Annotated in this window: 22 protein-coding genes; 17 read left to right on the top strand and 5 right to left on the bottom strand. The window is 65.3% G+C overall.

Annotated elements, in window-relative coordinates:
- Positions 1 to 88 precede the first annotated feature (88 nt).
- The 10 genes from ruvA to HOP58_RS10435 all read left to right on the top strand — a co-directional run bounded on the left by ruvA (position 89) and on the right by HOP58_RS10435 (position 8,147).
- Positions 89 to 703, top strand: coding sequence for a Holliday junction branch migration protein RuvA (gene ruvA / locus HOP58_RS10390; RefSeq protein ID WP_026038148.1), 615 nt, complete (start codon positions 89 to 91; stop codon positions 701 to 703).
- A gap of 101 nt (positions 704 to 804) precedes the next feature.
- Positions 805 to 1,842 carry a Holliday junction branch migration DNA helicase RuvB gene (gene ruvB, locus HOP58_RS10395; protein WP_026038147.1) on the top strand — a complete coding sequence of 346 codons (1,038 nt, stop codon included), beginning with the start codon at positions 805 to 807 and terminating at the stop codon, positions 1,840 to 1,842.
- The gene (ybgC, locus tag HOP58_RS10400; protein ID WP_026038146.1) at positions 1,839 to 2,234 is read left to right on the top strand and encodes a tol-pal system-associated acyl-CoA thioesterase; all 396 of its coding nucleotides are present in this window, start codon (positions 1,839 to 1,841) and stop codon (positions 2,232 to 2,234) included. Before ruvB ends, ybgC begins: the two co-directional genes overlap by 4 nt.
- Positions 2,235 to 2,257: 23 nt before the next feature.
- Complete coding sequence (gene tolQ, locus HOP58_RS10405; protein ID WP_026038145.1) at positions 2,258 to 2,947, top strand: protein TolQ; 690 nt, start codon at positions 2,258 to 2,260, stop codon at positions 2,945 to 2,947.
- Between the two features lie 12 nt (positions 2,948 to 2,959).
- Positions 2,960 to 3,397, top strand: a complete 438-nt coding sequence (gene tolR, locus HOP58_RS10410; protein WP_010628617.1) for a protein TolR — start codon at positions 2,960 to 2,962, stop codon at positions 3,395 to 3,397.
- 31 nt (positions 3,398 to 3,428) lie between these two features.
- Positions 3,429 to 4,691: a cell envelope integrity protein TolA gene (tolA, locus tag HOP58_RS10415; RefSeq protein ID WP_234260249.1), complete on the top strand. Its 1,263-nt coding sequence runs from the start codon at positions 3,429 to 3,431 to the stop codon at positions 4,689 to 4,691.
- On the top strand, positions 4,691 to 5,980 hold the full coding sequence (tolB, locus tag HOP58_RS10420; RefSeq protein WP_010628614.1) for a Tol-Pal system beta propeller repeat protein TolB: 1,290 nt from the start codon (positions 4,691 to 4,693) through the stop codon (positions 5,978 to 5,980). Before tolA ends, tolB begins: the two co-directional genes overlap by 1 nt.
- A gap of 37 nt (positions 5,981 to 6,017) precedes the next feature.
- Complete coding sequence (pal, locus tag HOP58_RS10425; RefSeq protein ID WP_010628613.1) at positions 6,018 to 6,554, top strand: peptidoglycan-associated lipoprotein Pal; 537 nt, start codon at positions 6,018 to 6,020, stop codon at positions 6,552 to 6,554.
- Between the two features lie 36 nt (positions 6,555 to 6,590).
- Positions 6,591 to 7,361: a tol-pal system protein YbgF gene (gene ybgF, locus HOP58_RS10430; RefSeq protein ID WP_010628612.1), complete on the top strand. Its 771-nt coding sequence runs from the start codon at positions 6,591 to 6,593 to the stop codon at positions 7,359 to 7,361.
- A 27-nt stretch (positions 7,362 to 7,388) separates the two neighbouring features.
- A complete protein-coding gene (locus HOP58_RS10435) occupies positions 7,389 to 8,147 on the top strand; it encodes a YciK family oxidoreductase (RefSeq protein WP_234260250.1) in 759 nt (252 codons plus the stop codon).
- 39 nt (positions 8,148 to 8,186) lie between these two features.
- Here the strand turns inward: HOP58_RS10435 and HOP58_RS10440 are convergent, their stop codons facing one another.
- Positions 8,187 to 8,852 (bottom strand): HAD-IA family hydrolase, encoded by a 666-nt coding sequence (locus HOP58_RS10440; RefSeq protein WP_234260251.1) that lies wholly within the window; start codon positions 8,850 to 8,852, stop codon positions 8,187 to 8,189.
- Positions 8,849 to 9,568 carry a bifunctional 2-polyprenyl-6-hydroxyphenol methylase/3-demethylubiquinol 3-O-methyltransferase UbiG gene (gene ubiG / locus HOP58_RS10445; RefSeq protein WP_010628609.1) on the bottom strand — a complete coding sequence of 240 codons (720 nt, stop codon included), beginning with the start codon at positions 9,566 to 9,568 and terminating at the stop codon, positions 8,849 to 8,851. The genes HOP58_RS10440 and ubiG overlap by 4 nt, the downstream gene beginning before the upstream one ends.
- Positions 9,569 to 9,722: 154 nt before the next feature.
- On the opposite strand from ubiG, the gene galU reads away from it, so the two are divergent.
- The 6 genes from galU to msrA all read left to right on the top strand — a co-directional run bounded on the left by galU (position 9,723) and on the right by msrA (position 19,792).
- Positions 9,723 to 10,613: a UTP--glucose-1-phosphate uridylyltransferase GalU gene (galU, locus tag HOP58_RS10450; RefSeq protein ID WP_010628608.1), complete on the top strand. Its 891-nt coding sequence runs from the start codon at positions 9,723 to 9,725 to the stop codon at positions 10,611 to 10,613.
- A 5-nt stretch (positions 10,614 to 10,618) separates the two neighbouring features.
- Complete coding sequence (locus tag HOP58_RS10455; protein ID WP_010628607.1) at positions 10,619 to 11,929, top strand: nucleotide sugar dehydrogenase; 1,311 nt, start codon at positions 10,619 to 10,621, stop codon at positions 11,927 to 11,929.
- A 78-nt stretch (positions 11,930 to 12,007) separates the two neighbouring features.
- A complete protein-coding gene (locus HOP58_RS10460) occupies positions 12,008 to 12,946 on the top strand; it encodes a hypothetical protein (protein WP_010628606.1) in 939 nt (312 codons plus the stop codon).
- Between the two features lie 64 nt (positions 12,947 to 13,010).
- Entirely contained in the window at positions 13,011 to 14,882 is a 1,872-nt protein-coding gene (locus HOP58_RS10465; protein WP_346657457.1) for an autotransporter assembly complex family protein, read from the top strand.
- Positions 14,846 to 19,144, top strand: coding sequence for a translocation/assembly module TamB domain-containing protein (locus HOP58_RS10470; RefSeq protein WP_234260252.1), 4,299 nt, complete (start codon positions 14,846 to 14,848; stop codon positions 19,142 to 19,144). Before HOP58_RS10465 ends, HOP58_RS10470 begins: the two co-directional genes overlap by 37 nt.
- Positions 19,145 to 19,177: 33 nt before the next feature.
- Positions 19,178 to 19,792, top strand: coding sequence for a peptide-methionine (S)-S-oxide reductase MsrA (gene msrA / locus HOP58_RS10475; protein ID WP_234260253.1), 615 nt, complete (start codon positions 19,178 to 19,180; stop codon positions 19,790 to 19,792).
- Here msrA and HOP58_RS10480 read toward each other — a convergent pair.
- The 3 genes from HOP58_RS10480 to can form a co-directional block, all read right to left on the bottom strand.
- Positions 19,773 to 20,813 carry a hydrolase gene (locus HOP58_RS10480; protein WP_234260254.1) on the bottom strand — a complete coding sequence of 347 codons (1,041 nt, stop codon included), beginning with the start codon at positions 20,811 to 20,813 and terminating at the stop codon, positions 19,773 to 19,775. The two genes, msrA and HOP58_RS10480, sit on opposite strands and share 20 nt — an antisense overlap.
- Positions 20,814 to 20,818: 5 nt before the next feature.
- Positions 20,819 to 22,126 carry a Xaa-Pro dipeptidase gene (gene pepQ / locus HOP58_RS10485; protein ID WP_234260255.1) on the bottom strand — a complete coding sequence of 436 codons (1,308 nt, stop codon included), beginning with the start codon at positions 22,124 to 22,126 and terminating at the stop codon, positions 20,819 to 20,821.
- Between the two features lie 83 nt (positions 22,127 to 22,209).
- Positions 22,210 to 22,866: a carbonate dehydratase gene (can, locus tag HOP58_RS10490; protein ID WP_010628600.1), complete on the bottom strand. Its 657-nt coding sequence runs from the start codon at positions 22,864 to 22,866 to the stop codon at positions 22,210 to 22,212.
- Positions 22,867 to 23,074: 208 nt separating this feature from the next.
- Between can and gorA the strand changes: the two genes are divergently transcribed.
- The gene (gene gorA, locus HOP58_RS10495) at positions 23,075 to 24,436 is read left to right on the top strand and encodes a glutathione-disulfide reductase (RefSeq protein WP_234260256.1); all 1,362 of its coding nucleotides are present in this window, start codon (positions 23,075 to 23,077) and stop codon (positions 24,434 to 24,436) included.
- The last annotated feature ends 219 nt before the right edge of the window (positions 24,437 to 24,655 follow it).

A 24,655-nucleotide genomic window follows, 5' to 3' on the forward strand; every position in this document is an offset into this window, starting at 1 on the left:
TGGGCTGGTCAGCCGCTTGAGCGACCAGTATAGTGGCGCCAGGAAGGCCGTGCGCCTTGGACGTATTCGCATCGGGAAACAATGCCGAATGATAGGACGCTTGCGTGGCACTCTGCTCGAGAAACAACCGCCCTGGCTGGTCGTGGACGTGGCAGGGGTCGGCTATGAGCTAGAGGCTTCGATGACCACGCTGGTGGCGTTGCCCGGGGTGGGAGAAGCGGTGTCGCTCTATACGCATCTTACCGTGCGTGAAGACGCCCACCTGCTGTTCGGTTTTGCCCGTGAGCAGGAGCGGGCGCTGTTTCGTGCCCTGATCAAGGTCAACGGTATCGGCCCCAAGCTGGCCCTGGCGATCCTGTCCGGCATGGACGAGACGGCGTTTATCCGCTGCGTGATGGAGGATGACGTCAAGAGCCTGACGCGCCTGCCCGGGGTGGGTAAGAAGACTGCCGAGCGCCTGATCATCGAGATGCGCGACCGCTTCCCGCACTGGGAGCAGAGCGCTACCGCCGATCCGTCTGGCATCGCCACGCTGCCCAGCGGCCAGCGCGAACGCCAGGATCCGCTGGCCGATGCCGAAGCGGCGCTGGTCAGCCTGGGTTACAAGCCGACCGAGGCCGCGAAGATGCTGTCCGGGCTGGAAGAGGGCTTGTCGACCGAAGCCCTGATCAAGGCGGCCTTGACCAAGCGGATGGCCGGGTAGGGCGCGCATGGCGGGCCTCGACTCGATAGAATCCAACAGTCGTTCGATCGGAGACAGGGACTTTCGTCCTGAACTTTTCATGAGCGCCGCGAGTGTTCGACATGATGCAGAATGATCGCTTGATCGCCGCCGAGGAGCGCGAGGGTGAGAGTCGCGTCGATCACGCGATCCGCCCCAAGACGCTGGCCGAGTACATCGGCCAGCCCCGCGTGCGTGAGCAGTTGGAAATCTTCATCAGCGCCGCTCGTGGACGTGACGAGAGCCTCGATCACACGCTGGTGTTCGGCCCGCCCGGTCTTGGCAAGACCACGCTCGCCAACATCATCGCCGCCGAGATGGGCGTGGGGCTGAAGTCCACCTCCGGCCCGGTGCTGGAGCGTGCCGGCGACCTGGCCGCCATGCTCACCAACCTGCAGCCCGGCGACGTGCTGTTCATCGACGAGATCCACCGTCTTTCTCCCGTGGTGGAGGAGATCCTCTATCCCGCCATGGAGGACTTCCAGCTCGATATCGTCATCGGTGAGGGGCCGGCGGCACGCTCCATCAAGCTCGATCTGCCGCCGTTCACGCTGGTGGGTGCCACCACCCGGGCGGGACTGCTCACTTCACCGCTGCGCGACCGCTTCGGTATCGTCCAGCGTCTGGAGTTCTACGACATCGAGGAGCTTACCGAGATCGTCACCCGCTCGGCCAGGCTGCTCGGGGTCGAGGCGGACCGTGAGGGTGCCCGCGAAGTGGCACGCCGCTCGCGCGGAACGCCGCGTATCGCCAACCGCCTGCTGCGCCGGGTGCGTGATTTCGCCCAGGTGCGCGGCAACGGTCGGGTGGACGCGGCCATCGCCGATCAGGCGCTGAACATGCTGCACGTGGACCATCATGGCCTCGACCACATGGATCGCCGCCTGCTGCTGGCGATGATCGAGAAGTTCGACGGCGGGCCGGTGGGCATCGACTCGCTGGCGGCGGCGATCGGCGAAGAGCGCGACACCATCGAGGACGTGATCGAGCCCTACCTGATCCAGCAGGGGCTGATGATGCGTACCGCCCGGGGCCGGGTGGTGACGCGCCAGGCCTGGCAGCACTTCGAGCTGGTACCCCACGAGCAGGCGCTGGATGCCAGCGGTGAGGTGCGTCCGTGAGTGAATTTCGTTTGCCGCTGCGTGTTTACATCGAGGATACCGATGCCGGCGGCATCGTCTACTACGTCAACTACTTCAAATATATGGAGCGGGCCCGCAGTGAATGGCTGCGCCGGCACGGCTTCACTCAGCGCGAGCTGCTCGATGCCGGCGTGCAGCTGGTCGTGCACCGCCTGGAGTGCCGCTATGCCAAGCCCGCCCGGCTCGACGACGAGCTCTGCGTCACCGCGGCCGTCGAATCGAGCGGACGCTGTCGGCTGAGTTTCACTCAGTCGGTGCAGCGTGATGGGGAACCCTTATGCGAAGCGCGTGTCGACATCGCCTGTCTGGATGCCGAACGCCTCAAACCCAGACCCTGGCCGCCGGCACTCGCCGCGGTTCTCAATGCTTGAATGCAAGATCAGCGAGGATGCCCGTGAACGACTCTATGTCAATACCCCACCTGATCATGAGCGCCAGCACCGTGGTGCAGCTGGTCATGCTGATCCTGGTGCTAGGCTCGATACTCTCGTGGGTGGTGATTTTCCAGCGTACTTTCGTGATGCGCCGGGCCCGCGCGGCGCACCAGACCTTCGAGGAGCGCTTCTGGTCGGGTGTCGATCTCAACGAACTCTATCGTGAAACGCCGTCGGAGCAGGAAACCCAGGGCGCCGAGCATGTCTTTCGCGCCGGGTTTCGCGAATTCAACCGGCTGATGGCCAAGACCAAGAGCGCCGATGCCATCCTCGACGGCGTTCAGCGCAGCATGCGCGTGGCCTGGTCGCGGGAGGAGGAGCGCCTGACCCTGCATCTGGTGTTCCTTGCCACCGTGGCGTCGGCCAGCCCCTATATCGGCCTGTTCGGTACGGTGTGGGGCATCATGGGTTCGTTCCAGGCGCTCTCCATGGCCCAGCAGGCCACGCTGGCTACCGTTGCGCCGTGGATTGCCGAGGCCCTGATCGCCACCGCCATGGGGCTGTTCGCGGCCATCCCCGCCGTTATCTTCTACAACCGCCTGTCGTCCGAGTCCGACCGGCTGCTGGGTAAGTACGAGGACTTCGCCGAGGAGTTCCACTCCATCCTGCACCGCAATCTGCAGGGTCGCAGCGAAGCCGGCGCCGCCTGAGGGAGTCGCGACATGCATGGTCCTTTCAATCGTGGCGGCCGCCGCAAGCCGATGGGGGAGATCAACGTCGTCCCCTTCATCGACGTCATGCTGGTTCTGCTGGTCATCTTCATGATCACGGCACCGATGCTGACCCAGGGCGTTCAGATCGAGTTGCCCCAGGTCACCTCCGAGCCCATCGACTCTCAGGAAGACCGCGATCCCATCATCGTATCGGTGGATCGAGAGGGCGCGTATTACCTGTCGGTCGGTGGTGAAGAGATGGCCGTGGATCTGGAGGAGCTCGGCGACCGAGTGCTGATCCTGCTCGATCAACAGCCTGGCACGCCAGTCATGGTGCGCGGCGATCGTTTCGTGCCCTACGGTGAGGTCGTGACCCTGATGAGTACGCTGCAGGTTTCGGGCGTGACCAACGTCGGGCTGATTTCCGAGCCGCCGCCGCGTGATTAAGCGCTTCTTGACCAGGACACTAGGAGACGTGATGGCCCGAGGTCAGCGCGGCCCTTCGCGCAGCTATGACAAGCCGGTCGGCTATGGCGTGCCCACTCTGCTGGCTATCGGCCTGCACGTGCTGGTCGTGGTGCTGAGTCTGGTCACCCTGCCGCAGCGTCAGCCGGCCGATCCAGAGTCGACCTCCATCGTGCAGGCGACGCTGGTCAGCACCGAGACCACCACCGACCAGGCCCAGCGCGCCGAGGAGGCGCGGGCTCGCGCTGCGGCGCGGCAGGCGGAAGAGGAGGCGCGCCAGGAAGAAGAAGCGCGTCAGGCCGAGGCCGAGGAACAGGCGCGCGCCGAAGCCGAGCGTCAGGCCGCCGAAGAGCGTGCCCGTGAAGCCGAGCAGCAGCAGGCGGCGCGTGAGGAAGAAGCACGCCGGTTGCAGGAGGCCAGACAGGAAGCCGAGGCCGAGGCCCAGCGTCGAGCCGAGGAAGCCGAGCGTCAGACGCGGCTGCGCGAGGAGCAGGAGGCGGAGCGTCAGCGTCAACAGGAAGCCGCGGCGGAAGCCGAGCGTCAGCGCCAGCAGGAGGCTCAGCAGCGCGCCGAAGAGGAGGCGCGACGTCAGCAGGAAGCCGAAGCCCAGCGCCAGCGCGAAGCCGAGGAGCAGCGTCGCCGCGAGGAGGAGGCCCAGCGTCAGCGTGAAGCCGAAGAGCAGCGCCGTCGCGAGGAGGAGGCCCAGCGTCAGCGCGAAGCCGAGGAGCAGCGCCGTCGCGAGGAGGAGGCCCAGCGTCAGCGCGAAGCCGAGGAGCAGCGTCGCCGCGAGGAGGAAGCCCAGCGTCAGCGCGAGGCCGAGGAGCAGCGCCGCCGAGAAGAGGAAGCTCGACGTCAGCGCGAAGCCGAGGAGCAGCGCCGCCGCGAAGAGGAAGCCCGGCGTGCGGCCGAAGCCGCCAGTCAGGGGCTCGATCGCGCCATCGAGGGTGAGTCGGATGCCGTAGCCAACGCCCGGCAGGCGCAGGAAGCTGCCAATAGCTTCATCAATCTGGTGCGCCGCGCCGTGGAACAGGCATGGGTGATTCCCCCTGGAGCCGGCGGTGGGCTTGCGGCCACGGTTCAGGTCCAGTTGGGTCCCTCGGGGGAGCTTTTTGGCGCTACCATTACTCAAAGTAGCGGAGATAGCAGTTTCGATCGTTCCGCCCTACAGGCTGTGGAAGCCGCCGCACCCTTTGGCGAACTGCGCCAATTGCCGCCGGCGGCACAACGTGACTTCCGCCAGTTCAATCTGCGTTTCACACCGGGAGATGTACGCTGATGAAAGCCCTGATGACCATCTGGTTGAGCGCCATGCTGTTGCTGTTCAGCTCGCTTGCCCAGGCCAATCTCACCATCGAGATCACACGCGGCAGTGACCGGGCCACCCCCATTGCCATAGTGCCGTTCTCCGCCGACGGCGAAAGCCTGCCCGAGGATGTGGCCCAGATCATCAGTGACAATCTGGAGCGCAGCGGCTATTTCGCGCCGCTGCCGCGCAATGCCATGTACGATCGTCCCTCTTCCGGCGACGAGGTGCGCTACGGCCAGTGGCGCGCGCTGGACGTGCGCTATCTGGTAGTGGGTCAGGTCAGCCGTGGGGCTGACGGCTATCGCATTCGCTACGAGCTGATGGACGTCAGCGGCCAGCGCCGCATGCTCGGCGAAAGCGTCAGCGCCGGCAGCAACGAGCTGCGCAGCGGTGCGCACTACGTGAGCGATCAGATCTTCGAGGCCATCACCGGCATTCGTGGTGCCTTCTCGACCCGCATTGCCTACGTCACGGCCCAGGGCGTCGATCAGAACATGCAGTTCGGTCTCTACGTGGCCGATGCCGACGGACACAACAGCCAGCAGGTGCTGAACTCGCGTGAGCCGATCCTGTCACCGGTCTGGTCGCCGGATGGACGCAAGCTGGCCTATGTCTCCTTCGAGACCGAGCGCCCGGCGATCTACGTGCAGGATGTGGGCACCGGGCAGCGCGCCCAGGTGGCGTCGTTCGATGGCATCAACGGCGCACCGGCCTGGTCGCCGGACGGTCGTCGTCTGGCCATGACCCTGTCCAAGGACGGTCAGCCGGACATCTACATCATGGACGTGGGATCGCGCAATCTCGAGCGCATCACCAACAACTCGAGCATCGACACCGAGCCGGCCTGGGCGCCGGACGGTCGCAGCCTGATCTTCACCTCGGACCGCAGCGGCGGCCCGCAGATCTACCGCTACAGCTTCGGCAGCGGCCAGACCGAGCGCTTGACCTTCACCGGTAACTACAACGCCCGTGGGCGTCTGTCGCCGGATGGGGAGGCGCTGTTCTTGATCCACCGCAGCAACAACGGTTTCCAGGTTGCGCGCCAGGATCTCGGTTCCGGCCGTCTTGTCGTGATCAGTGAGACCCGTTCGGATGAGTCGCCTAGTGTTGCGCCCAACGGGACCATGGTAATCTTCGCCACCCAGCAAGGTAACAGCGGGGTGTTGGGGGCCGTTTCGGCCGATGGACGGGCGTCCTACCGGTTGCCTTCGGCGCGTGGTGACGTGCGAGAACCCGCATGGTCACCGTTCTTGAACTAGTGGTACGTGTCATTCGAGTCCTTTGAGGAGTTTGACGATGCAATTCAAGTCACATGCCAGAACTCTGGCAATTGCCCTGTCTCTTGCCCTGATTGCCGGCTGTTCCAGCACCGGTGGCAGCCGTGACGGGTCCATGGATGGCACACGCGCCGATGGTGGCGTCGGCACGGGAACTGCCGGCGCTGGACAGGTCAGCGGTACCGGTGTCAGCGGCGATCGTGCCGGCCAGCAGGCCGACGGTCGTATCCCCGACGTTCGCACCATCTATTTCGACTTCGACCGTGACACCATCCGTTCGGAATTCGAATCGGTCCTGGTCGCCCATGCCCGCTACCTGCGCTCCAACGGCAATGCCCGCGTCGTGCTGCAAGGCCACACCGACGAACGCGGCACCCGCGAGTACAACATGGCGCTGGGTGAGCGTCGTGCCAACTCGGTGAAGCGCTTCCTCGAGGTGCAGGGCGTCTCTCCGTCCCAGCTCCAGGTGGTCAGCTACGGTGAAGAGCGTCTGGCGGTGCGTGGCAACGGCGAAGATGCACATGCCCAGAATCGTCGCGTGGTCTTTGCCTACTGAGCGAACAGGCGCCGATAAGCGCCGAGGGAGTAAAGCATGAGACACAGTCTGAAAAGGCTGTGCGGCGCGGGAGCCCTGGTGCTCCCGCTGTCCGTGATGAGCCTTGTCGAAGCGCAGCAGCGCCCGATCGTGGAAGACCGCACCGCTCAGCCCCGCGGGTTCATGGAGCAGGCCGAAGTGCGTGAAGAGCCCGGTGGCAGCCTGGTGCTCTACAATCAGTTGCAGGACCATCAACGCGAGATGCAGCAGCTGCGCGGTCAGATTGAGGAGCTGCGTCACCAGCTCGAGCAGCTGCGCAACCAGACCCGCCAGCAGTACATGGACCTCGACGAGCGGATCACCGCCGGCAGCGCCGGTATTCAGACCAGTCCCGAGGTCGATCAGGACGCGGCTCGCCAGGTAGCGCAGACGCCGTCTCCCAGCGGCACCAGCGCCGATGCGCAGGCTGCCTATCAGGCCGCTTTCGCCAAGGTTCAGTCGCGCCAGTTCGGCGAGGCCATCCAGGCCTTCGATGCCTTCGTCGTCGACCACCCCGACACCACGCTCACGGCCAACGGCTACTACTGGCTGGGCGAGCTGCATTCGGCGGAGGCCAACCTGGATCAGGCGGAGACGGCATTCCGCACGGTCATCGACGACTATCCGCAAAGCAGCAAGGTGCCGGATGCTCTGTACAAGCTGGGCCTGATCAAGGCACGTCAGGGCGAGCTCGAGGAGAGCCGTGGCCTGCTCGAACGGGTGCGTGACGACTATCCTGACAGTAGTGCCGCTGGCCTCGCCAACGATTTCCTGCGCCAGTCGCTGTAACGCACTGGCCCTGCCAAAGGAGTGAAGATGACCTGCAAGTTCGACTATGAGGCGCCCGCCGATCTGCTTCGCGATCGCATCGTCCTGGTGACGGGGGCCGGTGACGGTATCGGTCGCGCCGCGGCGCTGACCTATGCCCGTCACGGTGCCACGGTGGTATTGCTGGGACGCACCATCGCCAAGTTGGAAAAGGTCTACGACGAGATCGAGGCCGCCGGCGGGCCTCAGCCGGCCATCTTTCCGCTCAATCTCGAAGGCGCCACGCTGAAGGACTACCACGACATGGCCGAGACGCTGGACAAGGAGTTCGGCCGGCTCGATGGCATTCTGCACAACGCGGGCCTGCTCGGTCGCATCACCCCGTTCGAGCAGTACAACCCCGAGCTGTGGGATCAGGTCATGCAGATCAACATCAACGGCCCGGTGTGGATGACCCAGGCTCTGCTGCCGCTGCTGAAGTCTTCAGCCGATGCTTCCGTGGTATTCACCTCGTCGAGCGTGGGACGTAAGGGGCGTGCCTACTGGGGCGCCTATGCCGTCTCCAAGTTCGCCACCGAGGGCTTCATGGAAGTGCTGGCGGATGAGGTCGAGCACCTGGGCACGATCCGGGTCAACACCCTCAACCCGGGTGCGACCCGCACCAAGATGCGTGCCAATGCCTATCCGGGCGAGGACCCGCAGACGCTGCGTACGCCGGAAGAGATCATGCCGACCTATCTGTGGCTGATGGGGCCGGATAGCAAGGGGTATAATGGAGAGCGCTTCGACGCCCAGCCGCCCAGGTAAGCAAATGGCTGCCCTTTTTTACAGTCTGCCTGAGGCGTCTCAGGCAGGTTGTATTAGGGCTTCAACCAGCGCTTCGCAGGTCTCGAACCAGAGATCGGCCGGCCACTGCCGGTAATCCTCACCCTCCTCGATGTAACCGTAACCCACGGCGACGGCGACCATGCCGGCGGCGCGGGCTGCCTGCATGTCGCGCAGGTGGTCGCCGATGTACCAGCAGCGGGCGGGAGAGACGTCCAGCCGTTCCGCTGCCACCCACAGCGGCTCCGGTGCTGGCTTGCGCTGCGGCAGGTCGTCGGCGCAGAGCAGGGCGCCCGGGGTCAGTCCCAGGCTTTCGATCAGCGGTGCGGCGTAGGCGCGCGGTTTGTTGGTGACGATGCCCCAGGGGCGATGCTGCGCTTCCCACCTGGTCAGCAACCGGTCGAGGTGGGGGAACAGGCAGCTCTCGTCGGCTACTGCCCGGCCATAGGCATCAAGCAGGAACTGGCGCGCTTCGTCATGGCCGTGATGCGTCTTGTCCAGACCCAGCGCCAGGGCGACCAGGGCGCTGCCGCCATTCGACACCTGGGCCCGAATCACCGGGTAGGGCAGCGGCTCCATGCCGTGATGAGCCCGGAGGGCGTTCGTGGCGCGTGCCAGATCGGGGGCGGTATCGACAAGGGTACCGTCGAGATCGAACAGCAATGCTGCGGGAGGCGACGCGTTCATGCCTGCTCCCGCTGGCAGTGCATCAGGTAGTTGACCGAGACGTCGTTGCTGGAGAGGCGATAGCGCCGCGTCAGCGGATTGTAGACCAGGCCGCTCTGCTCGCGGACGCTGAGGCCGTGCTCGCGGCACCAGCCGGCAAGCTCGGCAGGGCGAATGAACTTGCGATACTCGTGGGTGCCACGAGGCAGCATCTGCAACAGGTATTCGGCCCCGACGATGGCCAGGGCGTAGGCCTTGGGGTTGCGGTTGATGGTCGAGAAGAACACTTGCCCGCCCGGTTTGACCAGCGAGGTGCAGGCGCGAATGACCGAACCCGGATCGGGCACGTGCTCGAGCATTTCGAGGCAGGTCACCACGTCGTATTCGCCGGGCTGTTCGGCGGCCATGGCCTCGGCGCTGGCCTGGCGATACTCGACATCGACGCCGCTCTCCTGAGCATGCAGGCGTGCCACGGCGAGGGGCGCCTCGCCCATGTCGATACCGGTGACCTTGGCGCCGCGATGGGCCATGGCCTCGGCGAGTATGCCGCCCCCGCAGCCGACGTCCAGCACCTTGCGCCCGGCCAGGCCGCAGCGGGCATCGATGAAGTCCAGACGCAGCGGATTGATGTCATGCAGCGGTTTGAACTCGCTCTGCGGATCCCACCAGCGGCTGGCCAGAGCCTCGAACTTGGCGATCTCGCCCTGGTCGACGTTGTGGTGGAAACTTGCGCTCATGTGATCTCTCCGTGTCAATTGGGCTGGCACCCTGGCAACATTCTTTACCTTCGGTATCATGCGCTATTGTACCCGTAGCTGCCCGGGCTTTCCCATGACGGAATCTAGGACAGGCCCGGGAAGTTCTTTTCCACCAACCGACAAGGAAGGCACCATGATCCGCAAGGCCGTACTCCCCGTTGCCGGTTTCGGCACCCGCTGTCTGCCGGCTTCGAAGGCGATTCCCAAGGAGATGATCACCATCGTCGATCGTCCTGTGATCCAGTATGTGGTCGACGAGGCGGTCAAGGCCGGTATTCGCGACATCGTGCTGGTGACCCACGCCAGCAAGAGCGCCATCGAGAACCACTTCGACACCCATTTCGAACTGGAAGCCACTCTCGAGGCCAAGAACAAGCAGGAGCTGTTGGATGAGTTGCGCTCCATCGTACCCGCCGACGTCAACATCATCAGCGTACGGCAGCACGAGCCGCTGGGGCTCGGTCATGCCGTGCTCTGTGCGCGACCGGTGATCGGCGACGACGAGCCGTTTGCGGTGCTGCTGCCGGACGTGCTGGTGGACGACGAAGGGCTAGAGCGCAACGATCTCGCCGGCATGCTGGATGCCTACGAGACGACCGGGCGCTCGCAGCTGATGGTGGAGGAGGTGTCCTGGGATAGCGTGCACAAGTACGGCATCGTGAGCCCTGAGGGCGAGCCGCCCGCTGCCGGCAACTCCTGTCCGCTGGCCGGGGTGATCGAGAAGCCGGCCCGGGAGGATGCTCCATCCAATCTGGCCGTGATTGGGCGTTACGTGCTGCCGGGCAGCATCTTTGCGCTGCTGGCCGAGACGCCGCCCGGGGCCGGCGACGAAATCCAGCTCACCGACGCCATCGAGACGCTGCGCCAGCGCGACGGCGTCGATGCCTGGCGCATGTGCGGCAAGACCTACGACTGCGGGCATCAGCTCGGCTATCTCGAGGCCACCCTGGTCTATGCCCGGCGCCACCCCCGTTTTGGCGAGGGATTCCGCGAACTGCTCGCTCGCTATAGCCAAGCGGGGTAAGTGTCATGCGCGTACAGATACATGGCAGCGAACTGGCGGCGGCTACGGCCGCCGCTGCGCTCTCCTGGGTCGGCCACCAGGTCCGCTGGGTGCCGCATGCCTCGATGCGCTGGCCGGCGCTGCAGGCCGCCGACTGGCTGCGTCGTGAGCCCGACTTGCTCGAGCGTCTCGAAGAGGGGTTGGAGCAGGGCACCTTGAGCCTGGCCAATGGTGAAGGCGCGGCTTCGGGCGAGGCCATCGACATTCTCTGGCTCGCGCTCTCGCCGGAGCAGCGCGAGGAAGCCGACGAGCTGGTGGCTGAGGTCGCCGGACGGCAGCAGGGAGCGCTCATCCTGGTCAACAACTCCACCTTTCCGGTGGGCGAGACCGAACGCCTCGAGGCGCGTCTCGGCGGCAACGGTCGGCGCGCCGTCGCCCTGGTCGACATGATCGAGGAAGGGCGCTCCTGGGCCAGTTTCACCCGTCCTGGCCGCTGGCTGCTGGGCTGTGACGACGAGCATGCCGAGGCGCAGGTACGCGAGCTGTTGCGAGCCTTCAACCGGCGGCGTGACGTGATGCAGCTCATGCCGCGCCGCGCCGCGGAGCTGACCAAGCTGGCCACCATCGGCATGCTGGCGACACGTATCAGCTACATGAACGAGATTGCCGGTCTTGCCGACAGCCTGGGCGTCGACGTGGAGTACGTGCGCCAGGGGATGGGGGCCGATTCCCGCATCGGCTATGAGTACCTCTACCCGGGCTGCGGTTTCGGCGGTCCGCACTTTTCCCGCGATCTGATGCGACTGGCCGACGTACAGGAGGCCAGCGGGCGTCAATCCGCGCTGCTCGAACAGGTGCTGGACATCAACGAGCAGAAGAAGGAGACCCTGTTCCGCAAGCTCTGGACCCATTTCCACGGTCAGCTCGAAGGACGCACCGTGGCGATCTGGGGCGCCGCCTTCAAGCCCGGCTCGGCGCGTATCGATCATGCACCGGTGTTGACGCTGCTTCGGGCACTCTGGGCTCAGGGAGTGCGGGTGCAGCTTCACGACCCTGCAGCCGTTCCGGCGCTGCGCGCCGAAGTGGGGGACCACCCGTTGCTCAGCTTGTTCGACGGCGATCCCTATGCCGCCTGTGAAAATGCCGATGCGCTGATGCTGGTCACCGAGTGGAAGCACTACTGGAATCCCGACTGGTCTCGGCTGGCCAAGCTGCTGCATGAGAAGCTGCTGCTGGATGGCCGTAATATCTACGATCCCACCCACGTCGCCAGTTGGGGGTTGGCCTACCGTGGTATCGGTCGGCGTGCCGAACCCGGAGAGAGCTCGACGCGTTGAGGTGGCAGTGTGCGCGCAGGCGTGCAACCTGCTTACAATGGTGAGGCGCCTGCCGCACCTGCCAACAAGGAGTTCGACATGCCCGAAGCGCGTCCTTCCGAGCGACGTCCCATCGTGCCCGATCCTGATACCAGCCTGACAAGGCCGCGCCGCCCTATGACGCCCCAGCCCCGCCTGTGGCCGCTGAAATTGGCCGTGCTGCTGTTGCTGGTCATGCTGGTTGGGGTGAGCTGGCTGGGGTGGCAGGAGCGTGAGCGAATGAATGCGCAGGTGCTCCAGATCACTGCCGAGATGTCCAATGTCCATGCCCGCTTCGATGCCGAGGAGGGCCGCGGCGAGCGTTTCGAGCGCCTCGAGTCGCGCCTCTCGGCGGTCATGGATCATGCCGAATCCCTGGTGGCACGGATGGCCAGTCTGGAAGTCGACGTACAGCAGGTCGGTGAGCGGGACGGTTCGCGATTCGAAGCCATCGATGAACGTATCGACGACATTGCTCTGCTGGTCGATGATCTTTCCGGAAACGTCGAGCGAATAGTCACCGAGGCCGAAGACCGCGAGGCGTTGCTGGGTGCGGTACGCTCATCGCTGAATGCGCTCGAGCGGGCAGGCGAAGAGGGGCGCGAGGTCCTGGCGGCGAGAATCGATGCACTGGCCGAAGATGATGAAAGTGTTGTACAACATGTCGAGGAGCTGCAAAGCGCCCAAGAAGCGCTGGCAGAAGAGCAGCAGAGCATGAGAGCATCGCTCGATGAGCGGCTCGAAGCCCTGGACGAGCATGTCCAGCAGCTCATCGAGCAGCAGCTTGCTGCCTTGGATGAAACCTTCCAGGCTCGCGAAGCAGCGCTGGAGGAGCGGCTCGAGACGCTGGCCGGCGACATCGAGACTGTCGCTGAAGCCGACGAAACCTCTCAGGTCGTCGATGAGCTGCGCGCCAGGCTGGCAGGCATCGATGCGGAACTGCGCGAGCTGCGCCAGGAGCAGCTGTCGCTGAGCGCTGGGCTGGAGGCCCTGCGGTAGGATAGCCGGGGCCAGGGCAGGCCGGCAGCAGTCAAGACGGGAAGCCGTGAATATGGGAAGAGGCGTGATTTCACGCATGGGGGCGGCGGCCCTGTGTCTTGGCATGGCGCATGGAGCGCTGGCACTCGAGGCACGAGTCGACGGGGTGACGGACCCGGTTGCGGAGAACATTCGTCACTATCTCAGCGAACTGGAGGCCGCCCAGTACGACCGCCGTCGCCTCGAAGGCGTGGTGGTGCGTCGTGCTCGCGAGGCCATGCGCGTCTACGGCTACTACGAGCCGCGTATCAGCCCCCGGCTCGATCAGCAGGAGCCGCCGCGTTACGTCGAACTGGCCATCGATCCCGGCCCGCAGGTCGTCGTGCAGGTGCTCGAGGTTCGCATCGAGGGCGACGCTGCCCGCGACGGGCCTTTTCGTGACACCGTGGATGACTTGCCTCTCCAGGTGGGAGATCCCCTGGAGCATGCGCCCTGGGATCGCATGCGCAATCGGTTGGCCAACCTCGCCCTGGAACGGGGCTATTTCGACTGGTCTTTCACCGACCGACGCATGGAAGTGCGCCCCTTCGACGAGAGCGCCAGGCTCTACCTCACTCTCGACAGCGGGCGACGCTACACCTTCGGTAATATCACCATACGCGGCCACCATATCGTCGAAGATCGCTTGCGCAACATCGCGCCCTTCGAACCCGGCCAGCCCTATCTTGCCGGTCAGGTGGCGCTCTATGCCCAGCGGCTCGGGCAGACCAACTGGTTCAGCTCAGTCAGCGTACGGCCAAGGCTCGATGCCCGCCGTGAGCTTGCCCTGGCCCCGCCAACCGTAGGGTGGTGGAACGCGGTGGCGACCGAGGGCGAGGCCGCATTGCCACAGGTGCCTTCGACGCGCACCGCCCTGGCGACCGGCCCCCGGCTCTCCGCCTCGGCGCTGGCTGCCGTTGCACGGGTGCACGCGCCGGAGCAGCCCAGCATGCCGATCGACGTATCCCTGGCCCCGGCCGATCGTCACCAGTTCGAAACCGGCATCGGCTATGCCACCGACGTGGGGCCACGCATGAATTTCGGCTGGAATCAGCCTTGGATCAACCGCTTTGGGCACAGCCTCGAACACGATCTGTTCGTCTCGCAGCCGGAGCAACAATTCACCGGTACCTATCTGCTGCCGCTCGACGACCCGCTGCGCGATCAGTATCGCTTCCAGTACGGCCTGCGCCATCGCGACAATCAGGACACGCGTACCAACGAAGCCACCATCGAAGCGGCACGCCGCTGGGAGTTCGACAACCGCTGGGTACAGACCCTGTTCGTGCGCGCTACCTACGAGGACTTCACCCAGGGGGGTGAAGCCGAAAGTGTTTTCATCTACTACCCCGGGGTGAGCTGGTCGCGTACGCGCACCCGCGACCCCCGTTTTCCCACCTGGGGCGATCGCCAGCGCATTACCTTCGAGTATTCGGACAGCGTGTGGGGCTCCGATGCCGACTTTCTGCGCATGACCGGCAACACCGAATGGATCCGCATGCTGGGCGACGACCTGCGTTTCATCACCCGGCTGGGGGTCGGAGCCATCGAAACCGATGACTTCTCCCAGGTGCCGCCCTCGCTGCGCTTCTTTGCCGGCGGCGACCGTTCGGTAAGGGGCTACGGCTTCGAGACTCTGGCGCCACGTAACGAAGAAGGTCTGTTGCGCGGCGGGCAGCAGATGCTGGTCGGCAGCGCCGAGCTTCAGCGGCGTGTCTCCGGCAACTGGTGGGGCGCCGCCTTCGTCGACAGCGGCGATGCCTTCGACGACTGGTGGCCGGAAACCCTCAATACCGGTGCCGGCCTCGGCGTCAGATGGATATCCCCCGTCGGGCCGGTGCGTTTCGATATCGCTCACCCCTTCGATGACGAGGAGAACTCGTGGCGTCTGCACTTCGCCATCGGCCCGGAATTCTGAGAATGCGCCTGCTGCTGTGGTCGCTGCTCCGTTTACTGATCGTGCTGCCGCTGGTGGCCATCGGCATGCTCTTCCTCGTGCTGGGCCTGGCACTGTCACCCTGGGGGGCCGGCTTGCTGCTCGAAGAAGGGGCCAAGCGTGGTTTCTATCAGTTGGAGCGTATCGAAGGGGCGCCGCTGGATCGACTCGTGCTGCATGGGTTCCAGATCGAGGCGGGTCCTGCCGACATCGCCGCCGAACGGCTCGAACTCGTTTGGGCGGATGACTGCCTGCTGCGGGGGCGTCTGTGTATCGAACGCTTGGCCATGCAGGGGGGGCGGGTACGGCTGCAGCCGGGACAGGCCGCTGACGAAGCGCCCGCAGCAGCGGCCCAGGACGAGGCCGAGGCGAGCGATCCGATCCGTTTGCCGTTCCCCATGGAGGTGCGCGAACTGGTGCTGGTGGATACCCGGGTGAGTCTGGCCGACGGCACGCAGGTCGAACTCGCTCAGTTGGATACCACCGCCATGGCCGAGAATTCAGGACTGCAGCTCGGTGCTTCACGAGCCGAAGGCCTGAACGTGACGCTGCCCGCCAATCCCGAAGCCGTGGAGGAGAGGGCGGGCGAGGGGGCCGCTCCGCCGGCAGCGGATGCTCCCGATGAGCTGCCGGCGGCCACCGCGCCGGCGCCGTTCCACTTCCCGCTCGACATCACGGCCCCCGAGCTGGTCATCGAAGATGTCGTGCTGCGGCTGGGCGACGGCACCCAGGTTGCCTGGAACAGACTGCATACCGGGATCGAGGCCGAGGGCGAACGGCTGACGCTGCTGCCCACACGGCTCGAGCGGCTACAGGTCAGTCTGCCATCGGGCGGGGCCGAGCAACTGGCGCTGGAGGCGCCGGCAGGCACGCCGGTGCTGAGCGCTCAGGCACTGGCCGCCGCCGAGGCCGCTGCTCGGGCACCGCTGCCGATCGAGGCCGGTGAGCCCGACGAGCCACTGGCGCAGCGCGAGCGCATCGCACTGCCGGAAATCGTCCTGCCCTTGACGATAGCGGCGCCGCGCATTCATCTCGACGACGTCGAGGTGCGGGGGCCGCTCGATTATGACCTGCGTCATCTCACCCTGGCCTTCGAGGCCAGCGGCCACGTGGTCGAGATCGTTGCTCTGGAAGCCGCCAGCCTGGACGCCGACGTCAGGCTCGGCGCCCGCATCGAATTGCGTGACGATTACCCGCTCCAGGCGCGGCTGGAGGCCGCGCTGTGGCTGCCGGAGCTGATGCCCGAACTTGCCGGGCAGCGGCTCGACCTCAGGCTCGACGGCACGCTGGCCGAGCTTGACGCCGAGCTCGTGGCACGCGGCCCGGTGGGCACGCGACTGACCGCCCAGGCCGATGTGCTCGATCCTGAGGTGCCTTTCTCCGCCAGGCTGCGCAGCGAGTTCCTGCAGTGGCCGCTGCCGATGGCGGCCGCCTTCGCCGAAGAGGATGACGCGCTCGACGACCCCTATGTGATCGAGGACCTCGATTTGCGTCTGTCGGGCACTCTCGACCAGTACAGCGCGGCACTCTCGGCCCGGGTCGAGGGGCCGGAGGTGCCGCTGACCCGGATTGCACTTACCGGTAGCGGCGACCTGGAGCACTTTGCCTGGACCCCGCTCTCCCTGAGCCTCGGCAATGCCTCGGTGGTCAGCCGTGGGCGCATCGAATGGCATGACGGCCTGGCGCTCGATGCCACCGTGCGCCTCGACAATCTCGACCCCGGCCAGTTCACCGATGCCATGCAGGGGCGCCTCAGCGGGAATATAGACCTCGCTTTCAATCAGGTCGAAGCAGGCTGGCAGCTGCGGGTGCCGCGGCTGGCCATCGACGGTCAGCTGCAGGAGCTGCCGCTGTCGCTGCGGGCACGCCTGGCCGGTGACAGTGACATGCGCTGGCAGGTACAGGAGTTCGATTTCCGCCAGGGGCAGAACCGCATCACCGCTGCCGGCGCCATTACCGAGCAGCGCATGGACCTCAGCGGCGACATCTCGCTGACCGAGCTCGGCAGCCTGCACGACGACCTCAGCGGAAGCCTGAGCGGTCGCTTCCGCACCGCCGGTACACCGGAGAACCCACGCTTGCAGCTCGACCTGCAAGGCCAGACCCTGGCGTTTGCCGAGAACCGCCTCGAGGCGCTGCAGCTCACCGCTAGCGTCCAGGGGCTGGACGATCCGACCCTCGATGGCAATCTCGTCATCGAGCAGCTAAGCGCCGGGGGCCAACGTTTCAGCGAGGTGTCGCTGGCCCTGTCCGGCCGGCTGTCGTCCCATCGGGCCGAACTGACCGCGCTTGCCGGGCGGGGCATGCCGCTGTCGCGTGCCTCGCTGGTGCTCGAGGGTGGGCTCTCCACCGAGCGCCAGCGCTACAGTGGTCGCATCGATCCATTGGAGGTCGATACCGATTACGGCGAGATGCGACTCGCTGATCCCGTGACGTTCACTTTCGATCTGGCGACGAGCCGGGCTCAGGTACAGCCATTCTGCCTGCGTCGAGAGCAGGGCGGACACCTGTGTGTGGAGGAGACGCTGCAGGCCGGCGCCGACCAGGGCCAAGTGAGTCTGGCCGTGCGCGGGCTGCCCATGAGCATGTTCGACGAGTGGCTACCGGAGGACTGGCGAGCCAGCGGCGAGACCGACCTACAGCTGCAGGCCGGTTGGCGACAGGGCGGTCGGCAGTGGAGCGCCGAGGCGAATCTGGCCAGCCAGCTCGACCTGGAAGGGGTGGATATCTATGGGCAGCCCTGGGCGATGCCCGCGACTCGCCTCGACGTGCAGTTGGATGCCAACCAGGCGCGTATGGCGCTGGCTCTCGACCTGGGCCTTGGCGATGCCGGGCGGCTGGCCCTGAATCTCGATCTGAACGACCCGCTGGGCAGCGGAGAGCTTGACGGTAGTCTCGTCGTCGATGCTCTCGATCTGTCCCGCTACCAGACTCTGGCAGCCGGGCTCGACATGCTGGAAGGTACCCTGGCCGGCCGGGTCGGAATCTCCGGAAACCGTGACAACCCCAGCCTGGATGGTGCGCTGGAACTGACCGGGTTGCGCGCTTCGGGGCTGGATGTGCCGCTGATCGTGGAGGATGGCCGCATTCGCATTGAATTCAACGGCGACAGTGCACGCCTGATGGGCTATGTCGCCAGCGACGACGGGCGCCTGGTGATCGACGGCAACGCCAGTTGGCCCTCGCTCGACGAGTGGCGCATCGCCATGGACCTTGACGGTACACGGCGGCCGCTGCTGGTGAGCATGCCGCAGTTCGGCCGCCTGCGAGTCTCCCCTCAGATCGCCGTCAGGATTACCCCGCAGGCACTGCGCGTGCGGGGCGACGTTCAGGTGCCTTGGGCACGACTGGAGATCGGCGAGGCGCCGCCGGCGGCAGTCAGTCCCAGTCCAGACGAGATCATCATCACCCGGCGCGATGAGGCCCGAGCCCAGCGGCGTGAGGAGCTGGAACCGACCGCCGGCGGTGACGAAGCCGCCGCCGTGGCGCTGCGCGAGGCGGGCATGGAACTGGACGTGCGTATCGAGCTACATCTGGGACCGGACATGATGCTTGCCGCGTCGGGCCTGGAAACTGGCCTGGCCGGCACTCTGCAAGTGCGCCAGCAGGATGGCCCGGTGCAGCTGTTCGGCGAGGTCAACCTCGTTGACGGTCGTTTCCGCGCCTTCGGCCAGGATCTGCTGATTCGGCAGGGGCAGCTGCTGTTCAGCGGACCACCGGATCAGCCGCTGCTCGACTTCGAAGCCATACGCAATCCCGACATCACCGAAGATGGCGTCATTGCTGGGCTGCGCGTTACCGGCTTCGCTGCCGAGCCAACCCTGGCGATTTTCTCCGAGCCGGCCATGGACGAAGCGCGGGCACTGTCATACCTGCTGCGCGGCCGGGCACCACGAGACGGCGACGCGGACGGCGCGCTGACCTCGGCCCTGGTGGGCCTGGCATTGGGGCAGACCGGCGGGGTGGTCGGTGCCATCGGCCAGGCATTCGGCATCGACGATCTGGCGCTGGAGACGACCGGCGTCGGCGACGACAGTCAGGTGGTCGTGAGCGGCTACCTGACAGAAGATCTGCGCGTCAGCTATGGTGTCGGTATCTTCTCGCCGATCGCGGAGCTTACGCTGCGCTATACCCTGTGGCGCAATCTCTACGTGCAGGCCGTTTCCGGAGCCGCCCAGGCCGTCGATCTGGTTTACATCTTCTCCCGGCCCGGTCGGCCGCCACGGCTCGAGCCCGCTCAGTGAGCGCCTTCAACGTGTTGCTGCGAGGATAACGTCATGAACATCGATCCGACTCATGCCCTGCCGGGGCGCGACACGCCGCTTCGGATATCCGGCGTGCATGCCGTCAGCGGCCGCTCGATGCTGCCGCCGTTTCCCGAGGGCCACGAGCATCTGGTTGTTGGGCTTGGCTGCTTCTGGGGCGCCGAGCGTCTGTTCTGGCAGCACCCGGGGGTGTATGTAACGGCGGTGGGGTATGCCGGCGGGGTGACGCCCAACCCCACCTATGAGGAGACCTGCTCCGGGAGGACCGGCCACGCCGAGGTGGTGAGGGTGGTGTTCGACCCTCGCCAGGTAGACGTCGAAACGCTGCTGAAGGTGTTCTGGGAAGCTCACGATCCGACTCAGGGCATGCGCCAGGGCAACGACATTGGCAGCCAGTACCGCTCGGCGATCTACGCCACCAGCGATGCCCAGCTGGCAGCCGCAAAGCGCAGCCGGGACGTCTATCAGTATTCGCTGGCTCAGGCAGGGCGCGGCCAAATCACCACCGAGATCGCATCCCTCGATGTCTTCTATCCGGCCGAGGAGTACCATCAGCAGTATCTGCACAAGAACCCGGGCGGCTACTGCGGGCTGAAGGGAACCGGAGTCAGCTGTCCGATCGGCTGAGCCGGTGGTCGGCGATCGAGCGCCACGAGTCGCCGAGACTGGCCCAGCCTTCCAGCTCGCGGGCGAGGCGTCGGGCCAGCCATGGCGAGAGACGCTTGTGGCGCCATTCCATGAAGCCGACGTGCCCGCCATGGTGGGTGATTTCCAGATGCACCGCAGCGGAAGGCTGTGGTAGGCGCTGGAACAGTCCGGCTGGCATGAAGGGATCGTCATCGGCGTGCAGGATCAGGGTCGGCAGCTCGATGTCGCCGAGCAGCCTTCCGGCCGAGGCGCGCCGATAATAATCGTCGGCGCCCTGAAAGCCGTGTAGCGGGGCGGTCACGGCATCGTCGTATCCACGCAGGCTGTCGATTCGCTGCAGCGCCTCGCCGTTCAGCGACAGCGGCAGCTCGCCGCGCACCAGCCGTGGCGCCACCTTGCGTTTGAGGGCCCTGAGTAGATGGCGTTCGTATACCCGGGAAAAGCCCTGGTGCAGGGTATCGGCGCTGGCGGCAAGGTCGAGCGGGGCGCTTATCACGATGGCGCCGGCCAGATCGAGGCCGCTGCCACCCTGTTCCGCCACTAGCTTGAGCAGCATGTTGCCGCCCAGTGATACTCCGACGGCCACCTTCAAGGCGCCGGGGTAGCGTCGCGAAAGTTCGGCGATCAACCAATAGGCATCGGCGGTGTCGCCGCTGTGGTAGGCACGCGGCAGGCGGTTCGGTTGACTGCCGCAGCCGCGGAAATGCATAAGTACCGTGCGCCAGCCCATGCGGCTGGCCGTGGCGAGCAGCCAGCGGGAATAGGGGGAGTGAAACGAGCCCTCCAGACCGTGAAACAGCACCAGGATCGGCGCCGTGCTGCTGGTGGGGATCGGCCGGATCCAGTTGAGTTCGACGAAGTCGCCGTCGGGGAGTTCGAATAACTCGACGTCACTGGCGAGTCGGGGGCGGGGCAGAAAGCGGGGCAGCAGCGTCTGAACGTGCGGATTGCTCAATCCGCGCGGCGGAGCAAAGTCGGCCTCTTGCTGCCGTTCACGCATGTCGCTCACTCGTGTTCCAAGGTCAGATTGCGTACCGAGTTCGTGGCGATGGCCACGTTGTCTTCGATGCGAATACCGCCATGAGGCATCAGGCGTTCGACCAGCGGCCAGTTCACGGCGCTACCCGCGGGGCCTGCCTCCAGCGGTCCGAGCAGCATGGGAATGAAGTAGAGCCCGGGTTCTATGGTGACCGCCATTCCCGCTTCCAGTTCCCGGGTCAGGCGCAGCGCCTGATGCTCGGGCGGAGGTGGCAGAGGCGTGCCTTCACGGCTCATGCGTCCGGCCACGTCGTGTACCTGCACGCCCAGCAGATGGCCCAGGCCATGAGGGCAGAAGGCGCGGGTGATACCGCTTTCGAGCGCGGCCTCGGCGGAGGCGCTGACCAGTTCGCTCTCGACCAGCAGTTCCCCCAGTAACTGATGCATACGCTCGTGCAGCGCGACGAACTCGACACCGGGCGCCAGGGCGGCAACCAGTTGCTGCTTGATGTCGTGCATGCGCGTTATCAGCGCGGCGAAGGTGGGGGCGGCGTCCGGCCCCGGCCAGCTGCGGGTGATGTCGGCGCAGTAGCCGCGGTAACGGTGCCCGGCATCCACCAGCAGGCTATGGCGCGACACCGGCGCTTCATTGGCGTAATGCTGATAGTGCAGCACCGCGCCATGGGCGCCGAGACCGATGATGTTGCCGTAGGGCACGTCGCTTTCACGCTGTCGCGATGCCTTGAGGTAGGCCAGCTGAATGTCGAGTTCGCTCGCGCCGGTCAGGAATGCTTGTTGGGCGGCTCGGTGGCCGTACAGCGCCATCCGGTTGGCCTCGCTCAGACAGGCGATCTCGTACTCGCTCTTGCGTACCCGGCCCTCATCCAGGGCGATCAGCAGGGCGGGGGGATTGCGCTCGGCGCCAAGGGCGCGAGCCGTGTCGTCATCGATGTCGCCGATCACGGCAAGGCGGCTGGCCTTCACTGCCGGCGGTGTCTCGAAGCGACCGCTGATCACCTCGAGGTATTCGGTCCAGCCCTCGTCGGGAAGGCTTGGCGGCAGATGCCAGAAGTCGTCTGGCGCATGCACGAAGCAGGTCGTGCGCTGGCCCGGCCTCACCAGCAGCCAGCTATGAGTCAGGCCGGCCTGACCGGTCCAGTGCTGGAAATGGCCGTAGCTGCAGAAGCTAGCGTGCTGGTCGTCGCCGAAGTGCAGGGCAGGGTGGCCGCTGTAGATCAATACGCCGTCATACCCCAGGGCGCCCAACACCTCGGCGTAGCGCCGTTCCAGGGCCTCGAGGTGTCTGTTCTGAAGCGGGGCAAGAGCGTCGGGCATGTCAGGTTCCGGCAGTTGGTGGCTTCGATTCAAGTGTAAGGCCTGGTATGGGCGGTTTCGAGCCGGTCAGCTTCAGCCAGAGCCTAGCAACTGTCGGACGCTGCCTGAAGCCGGTCGATGCGATAAAGCGTGGCCACCTGATCCAGTCCTTCCACGGTACAGCCGAGATCGGCGATGCGACCATCGCCCAGGCCGTAGATCCAGCCGTGAACGGAAAGTTCTTGGCCGCGCTGCCAGGCGAGCTGAACGATCTTGGTGCGACACAGGTTGTTGACCTGTGCCTGCACGTTGAGCTCGCAAAGCCGGTCGACCTGCTGGTCCAGCGGTAAATCCTCGAGCGAAGGGCGATGCTGGCTGTAGAGCTCGCGCACCGAATGCAGCCAGTAATCCACCATGCCGCAATCGCCGCCCGTCACTGCCGCTCGCACGCCGCCGCAGCCGTAGTGACCGACCACCATGATGTGTCTGACCTTGAGGACATCGACGGCATACTGCACCACGGAAAGGGCGTTCATGTCGTTGTGATGCAGCAGGTTGGCGACGTTGCGGTGGACGAAGACTTCACCCGGTGGCAGCGAGACGATCTGATTGGCCGGCACCCGGCTGTCGGAGCAGCCGATCCAAAGATAGTCGGGGTTTTGCTGGCGGGAAAGGCGGGTGAAATAGTCCGCATCTTCCTGACACATCCGCTCTGCCCAGCGCCGGTTGTTTTCCAGCAGGCAGTCGATTTCCTGGTTCATGGCAGAGTCCGTCCGAAGGTCAGAGAGTGGGGAGGGCACCTTTTACCGCCATGCCCCGAGTCGGTCAACCAGGAGCTGCACCTAGGTACCACTCTACATGGGGCACCGCTCTACGTGGGGCATCGCTCTACAGGGTTACACCTGCACTGTTATGATCTGCCGATCAGACCGGGTATGCCACCAATCCCGGCTAGACGAGGAGAAATGCGTGTCAGACTTCGACTATGACCTGTTCGTGATTGGCGCCGGCTCCGGTGGGGTTCGTGCCGCCCGCACCGCAGCGGCAACCGGTGCCAGAGTGGCCGTTGCCGAAGATCGCTATCTGGGCGGCACCTGCGTGAACGTGGGTTGCGTGCCCAAGAAACTCTATTCCTATGCCGCCCATTTTCACGACGCCTTCGAAGACGCCCGAGGGTTCGGCTGGAGCCTGCCCCAGGCCCCGCGCTTCGACTGGGCCACCCTGCGCGACAACAAGGTGCGCGAGATCAAACGCCTCAACGAGATCTACGGTCGTCTGCTGGCCAACGCCGGGGTCGAGTTGATTCACGGCCGGGCGCGGGTAGTCGATGCTCACCGCGTCGAGGTCGATGGCCGTGCCTACACCGCTGCCAAGATTCTGGTGGCCGTGGGCGGCTGGCCCTGGGTACCCGACTTCCCCGGTCGCGAAATGGCCGTGACGTCCAACGAAGTGTTCGATCTGGAGCGCATGCCGCAGCGTTTCCTGGTGCTGGGCGGCGGCTACATCGCGGTGGAGTTTGCCAGCATCTTCAATGGGCTGGGCAGCGAGTCGCACCTGGTCTATCGCGGCGAGCTGTTCCTGCGCGGCTTCGATCGCGAGGTGCGTGAATTCACCCGTGAGCAGATGGCCGTCAAGGGCGTGAACCTGCACTTCGAGACCAACATCGAGAGTATCGAGAAGGTAGAGGGCGGGCTTCTCGTGACGCTGACCAACGGCGAGTCGATGGAGGTGGACGTGGTGCTGGCGGCTACCGGCCGCAAGCCCAATCTCGAGGGTGTCGGGCTCGATGCGCTGGACATCGCCCTCAACCCCGACGGTACCGTCAAGGTGAACGACCGCTTCGAGACCACCATGCCCTCCATCCTGGCGCTGGGCGACGTAACGGGCGGGCCGGAGCTGACGCCGGTGGCGCTGGCGGAAGCCATGCATCTGGTCAGCCAGCATTTCGGTGAGGCACCGCCCAAGCCCATGGATTACCGCAACATCGCCACGGCCGTGTTCTGTCATCCCAACATCGGCACGGTTGGCTTGTCGGAAGAGCAGGCGCGCAAGGAGTATGACGCGATTCGCGTCTACCGCACCGATTTCCGACCGATGAAGCATACGCTTTCCGGCAGCGAGGAGCGCTGCCTGATGAAGCTGATCGTCGACGATGTCAGCGACGTGGTGGTCGGTGCCCATATGGTCGGCGAAGAGGCGGGGGAGCTCATTCAGGGCATCGCCATTGCGGTGAAGGCGGGGCTCACCAAGGCGGACTTCGATGCCACCGTGGGCATTCATCCTACTGCTGCCGAAGAATTCGTCACCATGCGCACGCTGTCGAGGCGCTAGAGCGGCCGCCAATCGAGCACGTTCTCTGCAAGCACTCAGTGCCTCACGTCGGGCCGCCTTTTCAGGCGGCCCGTTTCATTTCCTACGCCGGTGAAATCCTGGACTAGACTTGCGATAGATCCTATCCAGGCCGGCTTCGCGTTGTAGGCGATGCGTACGGCTTGGAAAATCTTGATAATTTTTTGTTATTGAACTGTGCCTCAGTCATAACGCTAGTTT

This window comes from Halomonas sp. MCCC 1A11062 (assembly GCF_021404355.1).
Taxonomy (GTDB): domain Bacteria; phylum Pseudomonadota; class Gammaproteobacteria; order Pseudomonadales; family Halomonadaceae; genus Halomonas; species Halomonas aerodenitrificans.